The organism is Nostoc sp. DedSLP03 (assembly GCF_034530815.1).
GTDB lineage: Bacteria > Cyanobacteriota > Cyanobacteriia > Cyanobacteriales > Nostocaceae > Nostoc.
In genome coordinates, this window is sequence record NZ_JAVRCK010000025.1 from 1 (window position 1) to 16,131 (window position 16,131).

General features: G+C 43.5%; 7 protein-coding genes. 2 read left to right on the top strand and 5 right to left on the bottom strand.

Annotated features, from left to right (window positions below; genetic code table 11):
• Window positions 1–74 precede the first annotated feature (74 nt).
• Window positions 75–962: a hypothetical protein gene (locus RM368_RS14105; protein ID WP_322694632.1), complete on the top strand. Its 888-nt coding sequence runs from the start codon at window positions 75–77 to the stop codon at window positions 960–962.
• 1 nt (window position 963) lies between these two features.
• The gene (locus RM368_RS14110; RefSeq protein ID WP_322694633.1) at window positions 964–3,780 is read left to right on the top strand and encodes a hypothetical protein; all 2,817 of its coding nucleotides are present in this window, start codon (window positions 964–966) and stop codon (window positions 3,778–3,780) included.
• A gap of 205 nt (window positions 3,781–3,985) precedes the next feature.
• On the opposite strand, the gene RM368_RS14115 is transcribed toward RM368_RS14110, so the two are convergent.
• The 5 genes from RM368_RS14115 to RM368_RS14135 all read right to left on the bottom strand — a co-directional run bounded on the left by RM368_RS14115 (window position 3,986) and on the right by RM368_RS14135 (window position 16,028).
• Entirely contained in the window at window positions 3,986–4,615 is a 630-nt protein-coding gene (locus tag RM368_RS14115) for a response regulator transcription factor (protein WP_322694634.1), read from the bottom strand.
• Between the two features lie 12 nt (window positions 4,616–4,627).
• Window positions 4,628–7,402, bottom strand: a complete 2,775-nt coding sequence (locus RM368_RS14120; protein ID WP_322694635.1) for a PAS domain-containing protein — start codon at window positions 7,400–7,402, stop codon at window positions 4,628–4,630.
• Between the two features lie 294 nt (window positions 7,403–7,696).
• The gene (locus RM368_RS14125; protein WP_322694636.1) at window positions 7,697–8,302 is read right to left on the bottom strand and encodes a DsbA family protein; all 606 of its coding nucleotides are present in this window, start codon (window positions 8,300–8,302) and stop codon (window positions 7,697–7,699) included.
• A 250-nt stretch (window positions 8,303–8,552) separates the two neighbouring features.
• Window positions 8,553–9,182 carry a response regulator transcription factor gene (locus RM368_RS14130; RefSeq protein ID WP_322694637.1) on the bottom strand — a complete coding sequence of 210 codons (630 nt, stop codon included), beginning with the start codon at window positions 9,180–9,182 and terminating at the stop codon, window positions 8,553–8,555.
• 6 nt (window positions 9,183–9,188) lie between these two features.
• Complete coding sequence (locus RM368_RS14135; protein ID WP_322694638.1) at window positions 9,189–16,028, bottom strand: PAS domain-containing protein; 6,840 nt, start codon at window positions 16,026–16,028, stop codon at window positions 9,189–9,191.
• Between the last annotated feature and the right edge of the window lie 103 nt (window positions 16,029–16,131).

Genomic DNA, 16,131 nt, shown 5'->3' on the forward strand with positions numbered 1-16,131 from the left:
TATTCTTTTTCAGCAGTTCTGATTCCAGTTTACCTAATTGATGACACGCCCTAAGCTTACTTGAAGATCAAAAAATGATTCCTGATGTAGAATCATTACCTTCTATTGCTACGGAAATAGAAGTGAGTCAAGTGTGGTGGGAGAACCTTGTTGGGAGAAATAGTGTTGAAGGTCGTACTCGACAGCAGTCTCTTCTTAAACTTGGTAAGCAGGTGATTAAATCGCCTGGTCGTCGTCTTTTAAGTGAAGATATATCTTCAGAAGCCCTTATATCCCTTGAATCAGACCGTATTCTTTTGCGAGATCCAAATGCAGATGTACACCGATTCAGTCACGATTTATTAGAAGATTGGGTTCTCTGTCGCGTTCTCAACCAAAATCGTGAAGATTTAGCCTCCTATCTTCAAGAACTTGGTCAACCCTTTGGACTTTTCAGAACAGTTCAGCTACTTGGTGCTTTCCTATTAGAAAGGTATGAAACTGCTAATGAATGGATTCAGCTTATAGAACAAGTTGAAAAAGCTACCAATCTCTCTTCTAGGTGGTATCAAGCTATTCTCACTGCTCCTCTGATTTCACCTCGTGCGCCTGAATTACTGAACAAGACCGAATATTTTTTGTTTGCTGATGATGCAAAGCGTCTTATTAAGCTGTTAATTGCTCTACGAACGGTAGAGGTAAACCCGAATCTAGAGCTTTTGCCTTATTTAGAAGATCCTAACCAACCGATTGAGCAAATTATGGCTGTTTTACTGAGTGACCCAGTGCCTAAATGGCAAATATGGCTACCTTTTATGAGATGGTTTATTCCCAAATTGAGTATCTTGCCTATCACTGTCAGGACAGAAGCAGCGAAGCTTATGGAAATATGGCAATTAAAAACGCCTGTTAACTCAATTTTCCGAAAGGATATTGGAGAAATTGCGCTATCTTGGCTACACGAAGCAGAAAGGGATGAATAACATGGTTAGCAATGATTATATATCTCAATTACACAGAATAGTATGCAATTCAGCAGATGTATTACCTAATAGGGTTGCTAAGTATCTAAAAACGATTGCAGCATCTGATTCCTATAAATTCCATAAAGTAAAAAAGCAAATTTTAACCGAGGCTAATACTTATAGACTGCTGGTGGATTATATTCCTATAGATTTTGTAGATTGTGTCCTTGACTTTTTGATTAAAAAGCAAAATCATAATTCAATTGATGATACTGATGATATTGAATTATCACCAGAAGAAATAGAAAGACTAAAGCAAGCCTTCAATATCGAAGAAGAAGAAATTCACTTATTATTTACGCAAATAGGAGACTCTGAGGATAGTGAAATTTTTGAAGATTTTAAAATTGTGGATTATAATGCCTTTTCTCCCCCTACTTATATTCATGGGCCATTTCTTTATATACTCAATAAACACGAAAGTGAGGGATTAAGATTAATACAAACACTTGTTAATTCAGCAGTCATCAAATGGCGAGAGAGTAAACAAGGTTTAACTCCTTTGCCAGTTATAATCAATTTATCATCTGGAACGAAAGAATTTTGGGGAGATGAAGAAGTTTACTGCTGGTACAGAGACACAGTGGTTACTTCATATTTTATTATTTCCGCACTAATGGCACTTGAAGTCTGGATGGAAAGACAAATTGAAGCTGGCAGAAGTGCAAAAGAGCTTTTCGAGAAGGTGTTACAAGAAAGTGATTGTGTAGCAGTTTTAGGTATTTGCGTTAGTATGACTTTGGCTTATCCCAATAAATGTTTAAAAGCCGCATTACCTATTATTACTTCACCTAATGTGTGGCAAATGGATATTTTCCGGTTGGCTCATGAATCGTCAAATTTATCTAGATTACCTTGGGAAAGAGAAAAATTAGTTCATAAAATTATTGAAGAACATAATCAGAAGCCGCATAGAAAATTAGACATTCGCAATCTTAGTTATTATTATCTATTCTCAGATGATAACTCATTTAGTATTCCGTTCCAAGAATCAGTTTCTAAATTTACGGAGAATTTGCCTTTCAAATATAAAGAAGAGCAAGAAGACTCTGCTGCTGTTGCTGCTATTCAAGAAAAAATGGAAAACTATCAAATTTGGGGTAATCGAGATAATTATCGATATAGAAGAGTTAATAAAGAACAGTTAGCAATTTGGGCTGAACCACCTGAAGATATTAGAAAGCGTAATGATGAAAAGTTAGCACCTAACTTCGTGTGGCAACACTGGTTTAAGATAGCTATGTGGGCAGTAAAAACTATAGAACAAGGTAAAGTATGCGAAGTAATGACGCTTGAAGAAGCAGTTGATTCTGTTAAACAGCTTCAAAAACCTGATGATTTTTATGACAATAATGAAACTTGGTATTATCAAGATAATAAACGATTACAAGCAATTGCAGGCGTAGCAGCAGCAATTTTAATTGCAGATTTTGAATGGACAAAAGCTCACGATTTAATTAAGTGGAGTAGTGAAATTTTATTTGCTGCTGCTCGTATGCCTTATCAAGGTTACGAATATAATAACTTTCCTTTCGACCCTAAAGTATCTGCCGGACGTGGACTCGGAGTATTAGTTGTTAATAGTGTAGCAAATATAGATATACGCCAACAACTTTTAAGACTGATTACAGATTCTCAAATACAAGTAGTTGAAGCTGTTTTTCGTGGACTTTTTGAAGGATGGACAATTGATGAAGTTTTATGTTGGAATGCTCTTAGTCTTGGACTATCACTTTGTTTATTTCCTAAAAATATTAGTCGTTTTCACTGGACTGAGGAAGACAATTCAGTAAAAACAGTCGAATGGAAAGAAGAGTTATTGAATAAATATTTGACAAATTTAAATACAAACATAATTCCTGATATTCCAGGCATACCATCAATAGAAGATGAAATAATATTTGATTATAATTTAGCAGAGCGCGTTCTTCATGCTCTGCCTTTTTCAAAATTAGTACCAAATCCTGTAAATAAAGAAAGAATACTTAAAATTACTGATGACCTGATGAGTTTGACAGTTAATAAGAATACACCTGTTGAAGATGAGAGACATTTTTCTAATTCCCAAAAACCATCTGAATGGAATCGATTTTTCATTAGAGGTTTATCACAATTAGCACAAAATCTGTCTTTTGATGAAATACGTAATCATATCCTTATTCCTATTCAAAAATGTTGGTCAGAAACGCCAGAGATGACAGCTGAATTATTGAATGGCTATATAAGTTTTCAAATTGGGTATCTTGAACCTTTAACCGAAGAGGCGCAGTTAGGATGGTCAGAAATTTGTAATTGGGTACTTGATAGTCCAGAACTTGCTAAATATGCGAATTCTTCTTGGCTTAGTAATGAAATGGAAGATGTAGTACAACTAATACTATTTAGTAGATATTCTACTTCTCGTTTAATAGATGAGTGGCCGCACGCCCATCTTTTCTCTAATATTATTAACAAGTGGGTTAAGGTAATAGGGCATAATCCTGATGCTTATGGTCATTTAGTTACTATGTTAAATGGTTTAGGTTGGCAGTTTGTACCTGAGCAAGCACTTGAATGGTTAAGTCAGTGTGTAAACCCTACAATAAATAACTTTTGGCAAGAACGGAGAAATGGAGAAAGAACTACCGAATTACTTCAAAAGATGTGGAACAATTTTGAAAATCAGATACGGAGTAATAATGCTATTTTAAATAAATATTCTGAACTTGTATATCAATTAGTTGATGCAGGTATACCTTTGGCAGGCGTACTTCGACAGAAACTAGAAAAGAAGTAATAGTTTTAAGATGTAAATATTATCTATACAATTAGCCATTTAAATAGTTGATTAGCTCTACCTACCAAATAAGAGAGTGATAAACTAACTTTTATAGAAAAATTCTACAAAAGATAAAACTTTATTAAAATATTTTTTGGCTAGTGTAAAAATTATACACTAACAAGATTCACAAAAAGGTTATGCCCCTGCCTTTTTCCCCCACTTACAAACTGACAATTCCACGCTTAACAGCAGTAATCACGGCTTGTGTACGATCGCTCACGCCCAGTTTGCTTAAAATCCGATTTACATGAGATTTGACGGTACTTTCACCAATACTCAAAACAGTCGCAATTTCTTGATTACCCATTCCTTGTGCCATCAAACGCAGCACTTCCAACTCTCGTTCGCTCAGTTCTGGATTGCTGATTCGCTGCAATAATTTTGCGCCCACTTCTGGCGGAATGTATTTCTGACCATTATGAATGGCGCGAATCGCATTCAAAAGCTCGCTAGGTTTAGCATCTTTCAGCAGATAGCCTTGAGCGCCCGCCTGCAAGCCGCGATAGATGTCTTCATCACTATCGTAGGTCGTGAGTACCGCGATTCGAGCCTGTTTAAATTCGGCACAAATCGCCATAATGGCTTCCACTCCTCCCATTTTGGGCATTCGTAAATCCATTAGCGTGATATCAGGTTGGTATTCTCGAAACGCGGCGATCGCTTGCTGCCCATCTTCAGCTTGAGCGATCGCTGTCATTTCTGGATCGCGATTAATAATGGTTGCTAGACCTTTTCTGACTATGGCATGGTCATCAACAATTAGCACTCGAATCTTAGTGGATTGGCTCATTGTAATTCTCACTCAAGGGTTGATAGTGACAATAATTTCTGTTCCTTGACCTGGTTGGCTTTGAATTGTTAGTTGTGCGCCAATGCGCTCTGCCCGTTCGCTCATTCCTAATAAGCCAAATCCACCGCTCAAAGGAGTGCTACCTACTCCAAAGCCCCTGCCATCGTCTTTAACCCGTAGGATACACTGTGTTTCGTTGTACACTAACTCAACCCGAATTTCGCCAGCACAAGCGTATTTAATCGCATTGGTTAATGCTTCCTGCCCAATTCTAAGTAAGTTATTCTCCACTTCGGTTGATAAGGAATAGGCTATACCCTGAGTTTCGCAAATCAGAGCCGTGTCAGTCGTTGCTCGCATTTGAGCCACTATACGATGCAAGGCACTCTCTAAATTACCTTCTTCTAGCAGCCGCGGACGGAGTGCTGATACGGAGCGCCTTGCCCCTGCCAGCCCAGCGCGTGCTAGTTCCTCAATCATTTCCAGATGTACTTGAGTTGCTTCCGGGTCATCTGCCAGCACTTGTGTTGCTGCTCCAACCTGAAGCAGAATACCCGTGAAGGATTGAGCTAGTGTATCATGAATTTCTCGCGCCATTCGGTTGCGTTCTTCTAAGATAGAAGTGTGTTCAGCTCGTTTACGATCGCTAATGTCTGTCATGAGACTGTAGAAACCTCTTATCTGAGCATTGTCATCGAAATCAGGAATAAAGGTGGCGCTGATGCACCGCTTACGATCCGGAAAAGGGATTTCTGCTTCTAGAGGGACAGTTTGCCCTGCAAACACCCGATCGATATACGGCTCAACCCGTTGATAAACCGCCTCACCGAGCAGTTGACGAACAGAGTTGCCCAAAATTTGATCGCGGCTACGGTTGAACCAAACCTCATAAGTACGGTTGATAAATTGAAAGCAGCAATTGGCATCGACGTAGCTAATCAGAACGGGTAGAGCGTCGGCAATCAGTCGTAATTCCTGCTCCTGTAAGCGAAGCTCCTCGTAGACACCGCGTAGCTCTGCTTCGTTTGCCTGCAATGCTGTCGTTCGTTGGGCAACTTGTTGCTCTAGGGTGCGATTGTATTCTGCTAACAGCTTCTCTGCTTGTTTGCGTTCGGTGATGTCTTGAAAGGCTGCGATCGCATACAGAATGTTGCCAGACTCATCAAAAATTGGAGTTCCCCAACTTTCGATCGGAATGATGCGATTCCCCTGGTGAATTTCGATATCATCCACACTGCCCTGTTCGCCGTTTAGCACTCGCCTAATCATCAGTTGTTCGGTTGGGTAGGGGCGATCGGTTCCTGCCACATAGAGTTGATAGACCTCGGCAATTTGCTCTGGGGTGACAGACGGCTGTACGCTCTTGCCCAAGAGTTGGATTGCCTTCTGATTGGCGTAATAAGGGCGACCTGTTGCGTCCATAACTACAATTCCTACCGGAACAGACTCTAAAATTTTCTGGAGGCGGGTTTCACTTTGGGCGAGGGTTTGGTTTAAAGACTGCATTTTGGCAAATGCGATTTGAAGCTGCTGTGCCATCTGGTTAAACGATCGAGCCAGTTCGCCCAAATCGCCCGATCGCTCAATTTCTACCGTCTGATTCCATGCACCGTCTGCTAGCGCTTTTGCCGATTGACTGACGCTGACAATCGGTTTAGCGATCCATTGGGCAATCAAAATGCAGATCGCAATGCCAAGCAGAAAAGCCGCAATACAAAGCAGAATCGTCGTCTGAATGCTCTGATTAATCTTTGCCATAAAATCGGATTCAGGCAACACCGTGACAATCAGCCAATCCAGCCCACGATTATCTTTGAATGGCACTACCTGAAGCAATTGCCGCCTACCATCGAAATTAAAATCAAGCTGTTCCGTAGTCTGAATTTGCCACAAATCGCTGAAATGCTCGCGCAAATAGGCAGCAGTAGCTCGCACGGTAGGGTTACGGCTCTCAACTGCGGACAATCGATTTGCTGCCGCCCCACCACTTATGATCGCCTCTCCAGTGGAGGTGGCAACCAGTTGCCCCGATCGCTCTAGAATAAAGGCGATGCCTGTCTTGCCAATTTGCAGACTAGCCAAAAAACGGCTCATCTCATTAGGCAGAAATACATCGGTGGCACAGACTCCCAACAGCGAGCGATCGGCAGTGCTATAGACAGGCGTACTGGCGGTGATCGTTGGCAACTGGCTAGCAAAGTCGGCATAAATTCCACTCCAGATTGGTTCGCCTGCCGTCACTGCTGCTTTATACCAGGGACGAACCCGCGCATCGAAGGCTTTGTTGCCTTGACTGATTAACTGGTCTCGCTGACCATTGCGATCGACGCTGTAGCCGTAGAGTTTACGATCTGTAGCAACATTACTCGACCGCAGTTCAATTGAGCGATCGGCAGGGCTACGTCGCACTCCTAGAAGAGAACCTTTGCGATCGCCACAGTAGATATCACTCACCATTGGATAAATCTGAATTTGCTGCCAGAGTGGAAACTCACCTTTGACTGCGCTAGGGTCAATTTTTCCCTGAGCGAAGGTGCTGGCATTGAGCCGATTGATGTTATGGGGTATCTCGGTATAGGTTTGTAGTTTGCCTTCGATCCGGTTCGTCAGTTCGCGCCGCAGTTGACTGGCGAGATCGTTGATGGCTTCCTGTCTATTTTGGAAGGAAAAATACCCCACTAAGCCGACTGTCACCAAAGTTTGCAACACAAACGGCACAATCAAAACCGTCTGCAATGGCACCGTTCTGGAAACTTGAGCTACAACTTGCTTGAGAAGACTGCTCATCAATCAGATTCCTCATTTACGGCAGTTCGCGCAGGTTAGTCCATTTATTGACAATAGTCTGCCAAACCAAAATTGTTAGGTGAGGGCGCAGGAATTGGGTAAAGGTTAAAGGGTAAAGGAATAGACTTCTTGGCAAAAGTGCTTTTTGCAAGAGAGGGGAAAAGGGTAAAGGTTAAAGGGGAAAGGGAAAATAACAAACCTTTCCCCCTTTTCCCGACTTTTGCCAAGAAGTCTAATAACACTTTTTCCCTTTCCCCTTGCCCCTTTACCCCGCCAAGTTACGAAAGCGAACTACTAGCCATGAGAAACTCCAACGATCGCTTCAAGTAGTGACTCAAGCTCTAAAGCGTCTCTATAACGCACACCATTGATAAATAAAGCTGGAGTGCTAACCACCCCACTATCCATTCCGCTGGCAATGTCTTGATTGATGCGATCGACATATACTTTTTGGGCAATGTCTCGAATAAACTGAGTTACATCAAGCCCTAATTTGTCAGCATATTCTGCTAAATACCCATCTTCTAGCTCTTGCTGATGCTTCAATAGCATCTCATGCATCTGCCAAAACTGCCCTTGTGTTGCTGCTGCTTCTGTCGCTGCTGCTGCCTTTTGAGATTGAGGATGGATTTGAGGTTGAGGAAAATGTCGGAATACAAAGCATAGAGAATCTCTCCCGAATAAGGTCGCCTCAAGCTGGCGTTGAATTGCCTGAATTGAGGTATAAAGTTTATTACATTGGGGACACTGATAATCCCCATACTCAACAAGCACAACGCGAGCATTCAACGATCCTTGTCGATGGTCTTGCTCAGAAGGAAATACAACTAATTGATTGCGCTCTGCTTCGCAGTTACCGCAAGAGGCGCCAGGTGTGTCGTTAGGAATAACATCGCTCATTCTAAATCTTTGAGGAAAAGAGATTCATCGCGTGCGCTCTGAAATTTCTTCCCTTCAAGCCTATAATCGTTTGTATGAGTTTAATGTATGAGACTTGCTTAGGCTTGTCGTCAATTCAGGGTCTGTATTTTAATCAACAAAATGATTGAGGATGAGTCAATTTGAGGGAGTAGAACGAATCAAACTCAGGTTTGATTGCCTCACAGACGAAAATATGATGTTAACCCAGGCAGAAGTACCAACTTTGCTTTTACAAGCTAGCAATTCCACGTTTCAACGCAATAATGGCTGCCTGAGTGCGATCTTTGACATCTAGCTTGCTTAAAATTCGGTTGATATGAGTCTTCACTGTACTTTCACTAATATTGAGAGCAGTGCTAATTTCTTGGTTGTTCATGCCCTGTCCGACTAACTGGAGAACTTCTAACTCACGATCGCTCAGTTCTGGAGAAGTCATCCGTTGGACTAGCTTGGCAGCTACGTTGGGGGGAATATACTGTTGTCCCCTGGTCACTGTCCGAATTGCTGTCAATAGTTCCTCTGGCTCAGAGTCCTTCAGTAAATACCCCCTTGCCCCGGCTCGTAATCCTTGATAAATCTCTTCATCGGTGTCATACGTGGTCAGCACAATAATTCGAGCATTGGGAAACTGATTGCAAATAACCGTAATCGCCTGAACACCTCCCATCTCAGGCATCCGTAAATCCATCAAAGCCACATCAGGTTGCTGTTGCTGAAAAACTGCGATCGCTTCCTGCCCATTTCGCCCCTGACCAACAATGACGATATCTTGAGCCTTCTCTAACATTCCGATCAAACCCTGGCGGACGACGGGATGATCGTCCACAACCAGAACGCGAATGCTACTGGCCTGATTCATGCTGACTTACCCCCGATTAATCTCCCGATCGATAGATACCACGATCTCTGTGCCTTGCCCTAAATGGCTTTGAATCTTTAATTCAGCTCTAATGCGTTCAGCCCGTTGTGCCATCCCCAGTAGACCAAAGCCATTCCTCATCGCCTGGTTTTCTACATTAAATCCCTGCCCATCGTCTTTTATTCGTAAGATGCATTGGGTCAGTTCATAGACCAGTTCAATGCGGATTTCATGTGCTTTAGCATATTTGATTGCATTTGTCAAAGCCTCCTGCCCAATCCGAAACAGATTATTTTCTAGATCGGAGGATAGGGTATAGGTTGTACCAATGACTTCGTAGACGATTTGGGTTGCGATCGAAGAATCTAATTGAGCAACAAGACTGCTGAAGGCATCCTGTAAGTTATTACTCTCCAAAAGATATGGGCGGTGTAGTGCCTCTACTGAACGACGTGCCTCCGCCAGCCCAGAACGAGCTAAGTCGAGGAGCTGGGTGAGGAGAGTTTGCGCTTTTTCTGGCTCTGCCGTTACCTCATGGGAGGCAGAGCGAGCATGAATGATAATACCTGTAAACGCTTGGGCTAAAGTGTCGTGAATTTCCCGTGCCATGTGGGTGCGCTCTTCTAGAATGGAGGCTTCTTCGGCACGTTTGCGATCGGTGATATCTCTTGCCAGCCAAATGACAGAATGTTCTGAGATAGGTGAAATGCGAGTCGCAAACCAGGTTTTCCACCCTCCCATCATCAAGCTATACTCAATCGTTAGCAGCTGCTGAGTGCTCAATGCTTGCTGAATATAGTCAAGAAATGTATCGGCTTGCGATCGCTCAAAAATTTCGTGTAATGTTCGACCCACCTGTTCGTCAATCGGTTTATATAATTTCTCTGACTCGATGAGGATTGCTCTCAAAATACGCCCTTCTGCATCCACTACCAAGAGAGGATCGGGCATTGCTGAAAAGAGCGCCCGCAGTTCTGCTTCAGAGGCTTGCAACGCTACTTCTGCCTGTTTGCGTTTAATTCCCAATGCCATCTCGCGAGCTGCAAACTCCAACGCCTTAAAGTTGGACGACGGAATGGGATGTCGAGTAAACATCGCGATAACGCCAATAAGCTGCTCATCCAGCAGTATGGGATAGCCCGCAAATGCCACCATGCCTTCTCGTTTTGCCCATTCTCGATCGATGGCTGGTTCATCAAACACATTGTTGGTCAACAGCGGACAGCGATCCTGACCAATTCGTCCAACTTTGAAACTACCTACAGTAATTCGACTGTACGTGCCGTCAAGACGGGTATACATCCCCGCACTGGCTTGTAACTCCAAAACATTGTTGTCTTTATTTAGCGTCCAAATACGAGCAAATGCCGCATTAAAGTGTTCAACAACGGCTTGGGCACAGCGATGTAGCATCAAGGGCAAACTATCACTTTGAGCAAGGGCACTGTCCACATCGGCGCGAAAAGCGGAGAGAATTGCCTGTTCCCGAAACTGAGCCTCGGACTGGCGCAACACCTCTTCTGCTTGTTTGCGATCGCTAATATCTGTGTTTAGAGCATAGAATCCTCTGACTTGAAGATTGCCATCTAAATCGGGGATTAAGGTAACACTAATATATCGCTTGCCAGTTGGCAAGGACATTTCTACCTCTAGAGTTGCAGTTTGCCCTGCAAACGCTTGAGCGATATACGGTTCAACCAGTTGATAAGCCCTTTCACCCAGAATCTCACGGATATGCTTGCCCAGAATTTGCTCTCGACTACGGCTAAACCAGACCTCATGAGTGCGGTTGACAAAGCAATAGCGTCGATCGGCATCCACGTAGCTGATACAAACGGGGAGAGCGTCAGCGATCAGTCGTAATTCCTGTTCTTTGTAGCGTAGTGCTGCTTCGCTTTCTTGTAACGCTGCTGTTCGTTCTGCGACCTGTTGTTCCAAGGTACGGTTGTAATCGGCTAGCAGTCGCTCGGCTTGTCTGCGCTCGGTGATGTCTTGAAAGGCTACAATCGCATAAGCTACCTTACCCTGTTCATCAAAGACTGGCGTTCCCCATGCCTCAATGGGAATAATAGTCTCGCCTTGGTGAATCTCTAAATCATCCGTTCTTGTAGGTTCGCCTTTTAACGCTCGGACGATTGGCATGTCCTCAGGGGAACAGTTTCGATCCGTTCCAGCCAGGTAAACTTGATAAACCTCTGCAAGACGATCTGGTGTCACGGTAGGATCGACGCCTTTACCCATCAGCTCAATTCCCTGCTGATTGACATAGCAAGGGCGACCGGTTGCATCCAAGACCCCAATTCCCACTGGAACCGCTTCTAGGAATTGATTTATCTGACTTTCGCTAGCGCGTAGTTTCGAGTAGAGTTTGGCATTTTCGATCGCGATCGCTGCTTGAGTGGATAACAGATGTAACACTTGCATTCGCGTAGCGTCTCCTTCGGAGAATCGTTCTGGTGTAAATGCCCCAGTTGCTATTTGATTCTCCAGATACAACACACCAACCAGCTTACTTTGTTTCAACAGCGGCAAACAGAGCAGGGATTGTGTTTGGTTTTGTCGGATGTAGGGATCGTTGATAAAATTCCCTTCACGAGTTGCATCACTTAAAATCACAGATTCATGAGTTCGGATCGCATATTGAATAATGGATTTAGGTACGCGATTTGTCATTGGAATCGATTGCAGCACTTGCGTCGCATAGACCTGCTCGCCCTCATTGAGTTCGCAAGCCGCTTCGATCGCCCATTCGCCTGCGTTCTCCAAAAGCAGGCATCCAGTTTGTGCCCCCGCGTTTTCAATTAAAATTTGCATTAGAGAACTCAGCAATCGCTCCAATTCAATCTCACTTGAAATTGCTTGAGCTGCTTTCATCACCGTTGCTAAGTCGAGAGCAGTATGTGAGGTATTTGAGGCGGTTCCAGCCGTGGTGCGAACTGGTGTATAAACTACGTTAGACGACTGAGGAAATAGTTGACGATAACGAGTTTCTAAATCTTTAACCTTTGCCATTGCTCCCCAGCGTTTATAGCAATAGTGAGCCTCCTTCATGTAGGTTTGGGCAAACTTTTTTCTCCCACGAGCTAAGTAATGTTTGGCGGCTAATTCATAGGCTAATGCTTCTTCTTGCAGATACTCGTTGTCCTTGGCTCCTTGAATGGCTTGTTCATAGAACTCCTCGGCTTCAAGAACTTGCCCTAAGACTCGTGCTTTCTCTGCCTCAACGAGATGAAACTTGTGTAAAAAATTTTCTGAACAGCTATCCGACCATGCCTTCAAACGCTCCTGATTTAATCGGATCTGTTCCAAAGTATGACTTTGTTCTGCTTGAGATAGACTGGAATACAGGTTGAGTAGAATCAGAGAACCATAGTAGAAATAACCACTATAGGTTGTAAACCCTACGATAGAATTTAGGATCTTCCCCGCTTCAACGAAATAATGGCAGCCTTGCTCAAAATCTGCTGTTAAACAGGAAAGATGCATTCTGAGGATGTAATAAAGACAAATTGAAGACCGTATTTGTGAGGTTTCACCCCGATCGACTATTTTTTTTGTCTCCCTGAGCGAGCGATCGCTCTCCTGTGACGCTTGCCCTAAAGCAAGTTTTGCGATAAAAAATTTAGCTCCAGCCAGTGCCACCCTCGAACGCTCGTCCTGAATCTGCTCTACCACCAACTGATATTTTTCGTTGTCTTCTGCAACGGTTATTAAATTTTCTCCTTGAAATAAACGATTAAAAATGTTACCCAACAAGTTATAGGATGCAAATTGAACATTTCCCGACTTCATGCCTGCCAGAAAACCTTTGTAATTGATCGTAGCTGCCCCTGTTATAGGTTTTGACCAAACGTGAATCCAGCCTCCAAACAACATCTGTGCCTTACACTGCTGAGATTTACTGTTTAGCTTGTAGCTAAGTTGCACTGCTAAATCTGCAAACTCATAGCCTCGTTGGTGTTGCCCTTCCATCAAACTTAGAAGAAGACCATAGTTTGCATAAGCCTTAATCGACTCAGCAATATTTCCATGTTCAATGGAAAGACGAACTACTCTTAAACTGACAAAGCTGAAAAGTTCAATATTAGCCGTATGGTAGAGTGATATATCTACAACGACCAATTTAATCACTGCTTGGATGACCGGATCGCTCGCAGTTGGTAAAGTTAAAAGTGAGGAAATTGAGCGATTTTCTAAGCTTTTGGCAACAGCAGCAAACTCTTCACGGACTAATTCTGTTAAATTTTTGCCCTTAATTTCAATCCCCAGCTCGTGCAATCCGATCAGACCTGTTTGAACTGCTTTCTCACATTCGCCTTGTAAGGTATATTGAGTGATTTGAAATACACGAATATCTGCGCGATCGACAGCAGAAGAAATGTGCTCTAAAGCAACCTTGGTTGTGGCGCTTAATTGCTCATAGCTAGCATTGCTCAACTGTGCTGTGCAGAGAGTCCGATACAGGTGGAACATCAAGTCGTACTGACTCATCCAAGCCTCCTCTTTGAGCAAGCCAATGCCAGTCTCAAGATACCGAATCGCAGCTTCATAGGCAGTAGAGGTGATGGCTTTTTGAGCGGCAGCCAAGTTGAGTCGTGCTAGTTTCTCTTTTTCATCTTTCTGTGTCAAAAGGGATTGACCATAGTTGATGTGGTTGACAATATCAAAAAGCCTTTCACTTTGTTCGACCTCAGAGAGCTTGTTCAGCAGGAGTTGTCCAATGCAGTAGTGCGTTACTTGCTTTCGATCCTCAGAAATCAAAGCATAGGCGGCTTGCTGTACTCGGTCATGCAAGAATTTATACTCTTGAACTAACAAGTCTTCGTCTAATTCAGACAGGGTTTGAATGAATCCTTCTTGTATCGCTGGTAATAAATCCTGAAAAACCGTTTTGGGTGATTTGCCACACACGATCGCTAACGTCTCTAAATCAAATTCAGCTCCGATACAAGCGGCTAAGCGGAGAATTTGCTGGGTTTCTTCTGGTAGTTTCTTCAACTTCAAGAGCAGCAACTCCACAACATTATTAGTGATATTTTGGGTTTGAAGTTGAGCAATATTCCATTGCCAGCTTAAGTGTGACCTATCAAAGGTCAGCAGATTTTCGCTATACAGCATCCTCAAAAATTCACTGACAAAAAAAGGATTGCCCTGAGTTTTACGCAGCACCAACTCACCAAGGGAACGAACAGTGTCTACATCCCGATGTAGTGTTTCGGCAATCAACTGACTCAACGGTTCCAGCTTTAAAGGTGTCAGGATCATCTCTTGAACCACTGCCCCTTTTTTCCGCAGCCTCTCTAGCGTTAAGAGCAGTGGATGCGTTGGAGTCACTTCATTGTCTCGATAGGCTCCAATCAAAAACAGGAATTGGTTTTGCTCATCCAGCAGCATCAACTCGATTAACTTTAGCGTCGCGGAGTCAATCCACTGTAAATCATCTAGGAAAATTGCTAGCGGATGCTCCTTGGAACAAAACACTCGGATAAACTGCTCAAAGACGCGATTGAAACGATTCTGAGCTTCCGCAGCTTCCACTTCTGGGACAGGCGGCTGCTTGCCCACAATCAATTCCACTTCAGGGATGACATCAATTATAAGTTGTCCGTTGTTGCCCAACGCAGCGAGCAAACGCGATCGCCACTGTTGCACTTGCTCATTGGGTTCGCCCAGCAGTTGCCGCAACAATTTTCGCAGTGCGTCCACGAGCGCGCTATAGGGAATATTGCGCTGAAGTCGATCGAATTTACCTGAGATAAAATAGCCGCGCTTTGCAGTAACAGGTTTATAGAGTTCCTGCACCAAGGCTGATTTGCCAACACCAGCATAGCCAGCAACCAACATCATTTCGACATTGTGAGAATTTTCTCTATTCCCCGTTCTTACCACTTGGTCAAAGGCCGCTAATAATGCTGCGATCTCTGCGTCCCGTCCATATAGTTTTTGGGGAATTTGAAAGTGCTCTGCGACATCTTGCCGACCCAGTTGAACGTAACCAATTTGACCGCTTGCTGCTAGTTGTTCAGCACACAGTTCCAAATCTGCTTTGATTCCCCAGGCACTCTGATAGCGATCTTCTGCATTCTTCGCCATCAATTTCAGAATGATATCTGAAACGGCTTTGGGGATTGCTGCATTCAATTTCTGTGGTGGTATGGGTGGCTTTGCAATATGGCAATGGACGAGTTCAAGGATATCTGTAGTGGAAAACGGCAGTTGTCCAGTCAGCAGTTCGTAGAATGTCACACCCAGCGAGTAAAAATCGCTGCGGTAGTCGAGCGCCCGGTTCATCCGCCCGGTTTGCTCTGGAGAGAGATAGGCGAGAGTACCTTCTAAAACATGCGGACTTTTGAACGTCGGACTGGTGCGGTTGAACTGAGTGGCAATGCCGAAGTCAATGATTTTGACAACGCCCGTATCGGGATTAAGAACAATGTTGCCAGGATTAATATCCTTGTGAATGATGTTGGCGGCATGGATTTTGCCCAGAATATCTGTCAGGTCGATGGCAAGTCTTAGAAAAATAGTTAAGGGCATGGGACAGAAGTCTAGTTGCTGCCGCATCCAGTAATCCAAAGACTCCCCCCCAAAATCTTCAAGCAGAATCACGAGCGTGCGCTGATAGTCTTGCTGGCTGTAAGCTTTGATTACGCCTTCCAGATTCAGAAAACGGGTAATCGCATATTCCTGTCTGTAGCGCCTTAACTCTTGAGGAGAAGGATAATCTTGCTTCAGTAGCTTGATGACGATCGCTTTGCCATCTTTTTCTGTGATGCCCCGATACACCAAAGATGCCGAACTCTCGTAGATTTTGCGTTGAATCGCAACTCCAGGCAGGGCAATCATTTAAATTCTCTCCCGATCGGGTCATGCCTTAGGTCTAACAAGTAGCCAAACTCACATCGTCATAGCGAACGCCTACCGCTATTTCATGTTTATTATAATTACT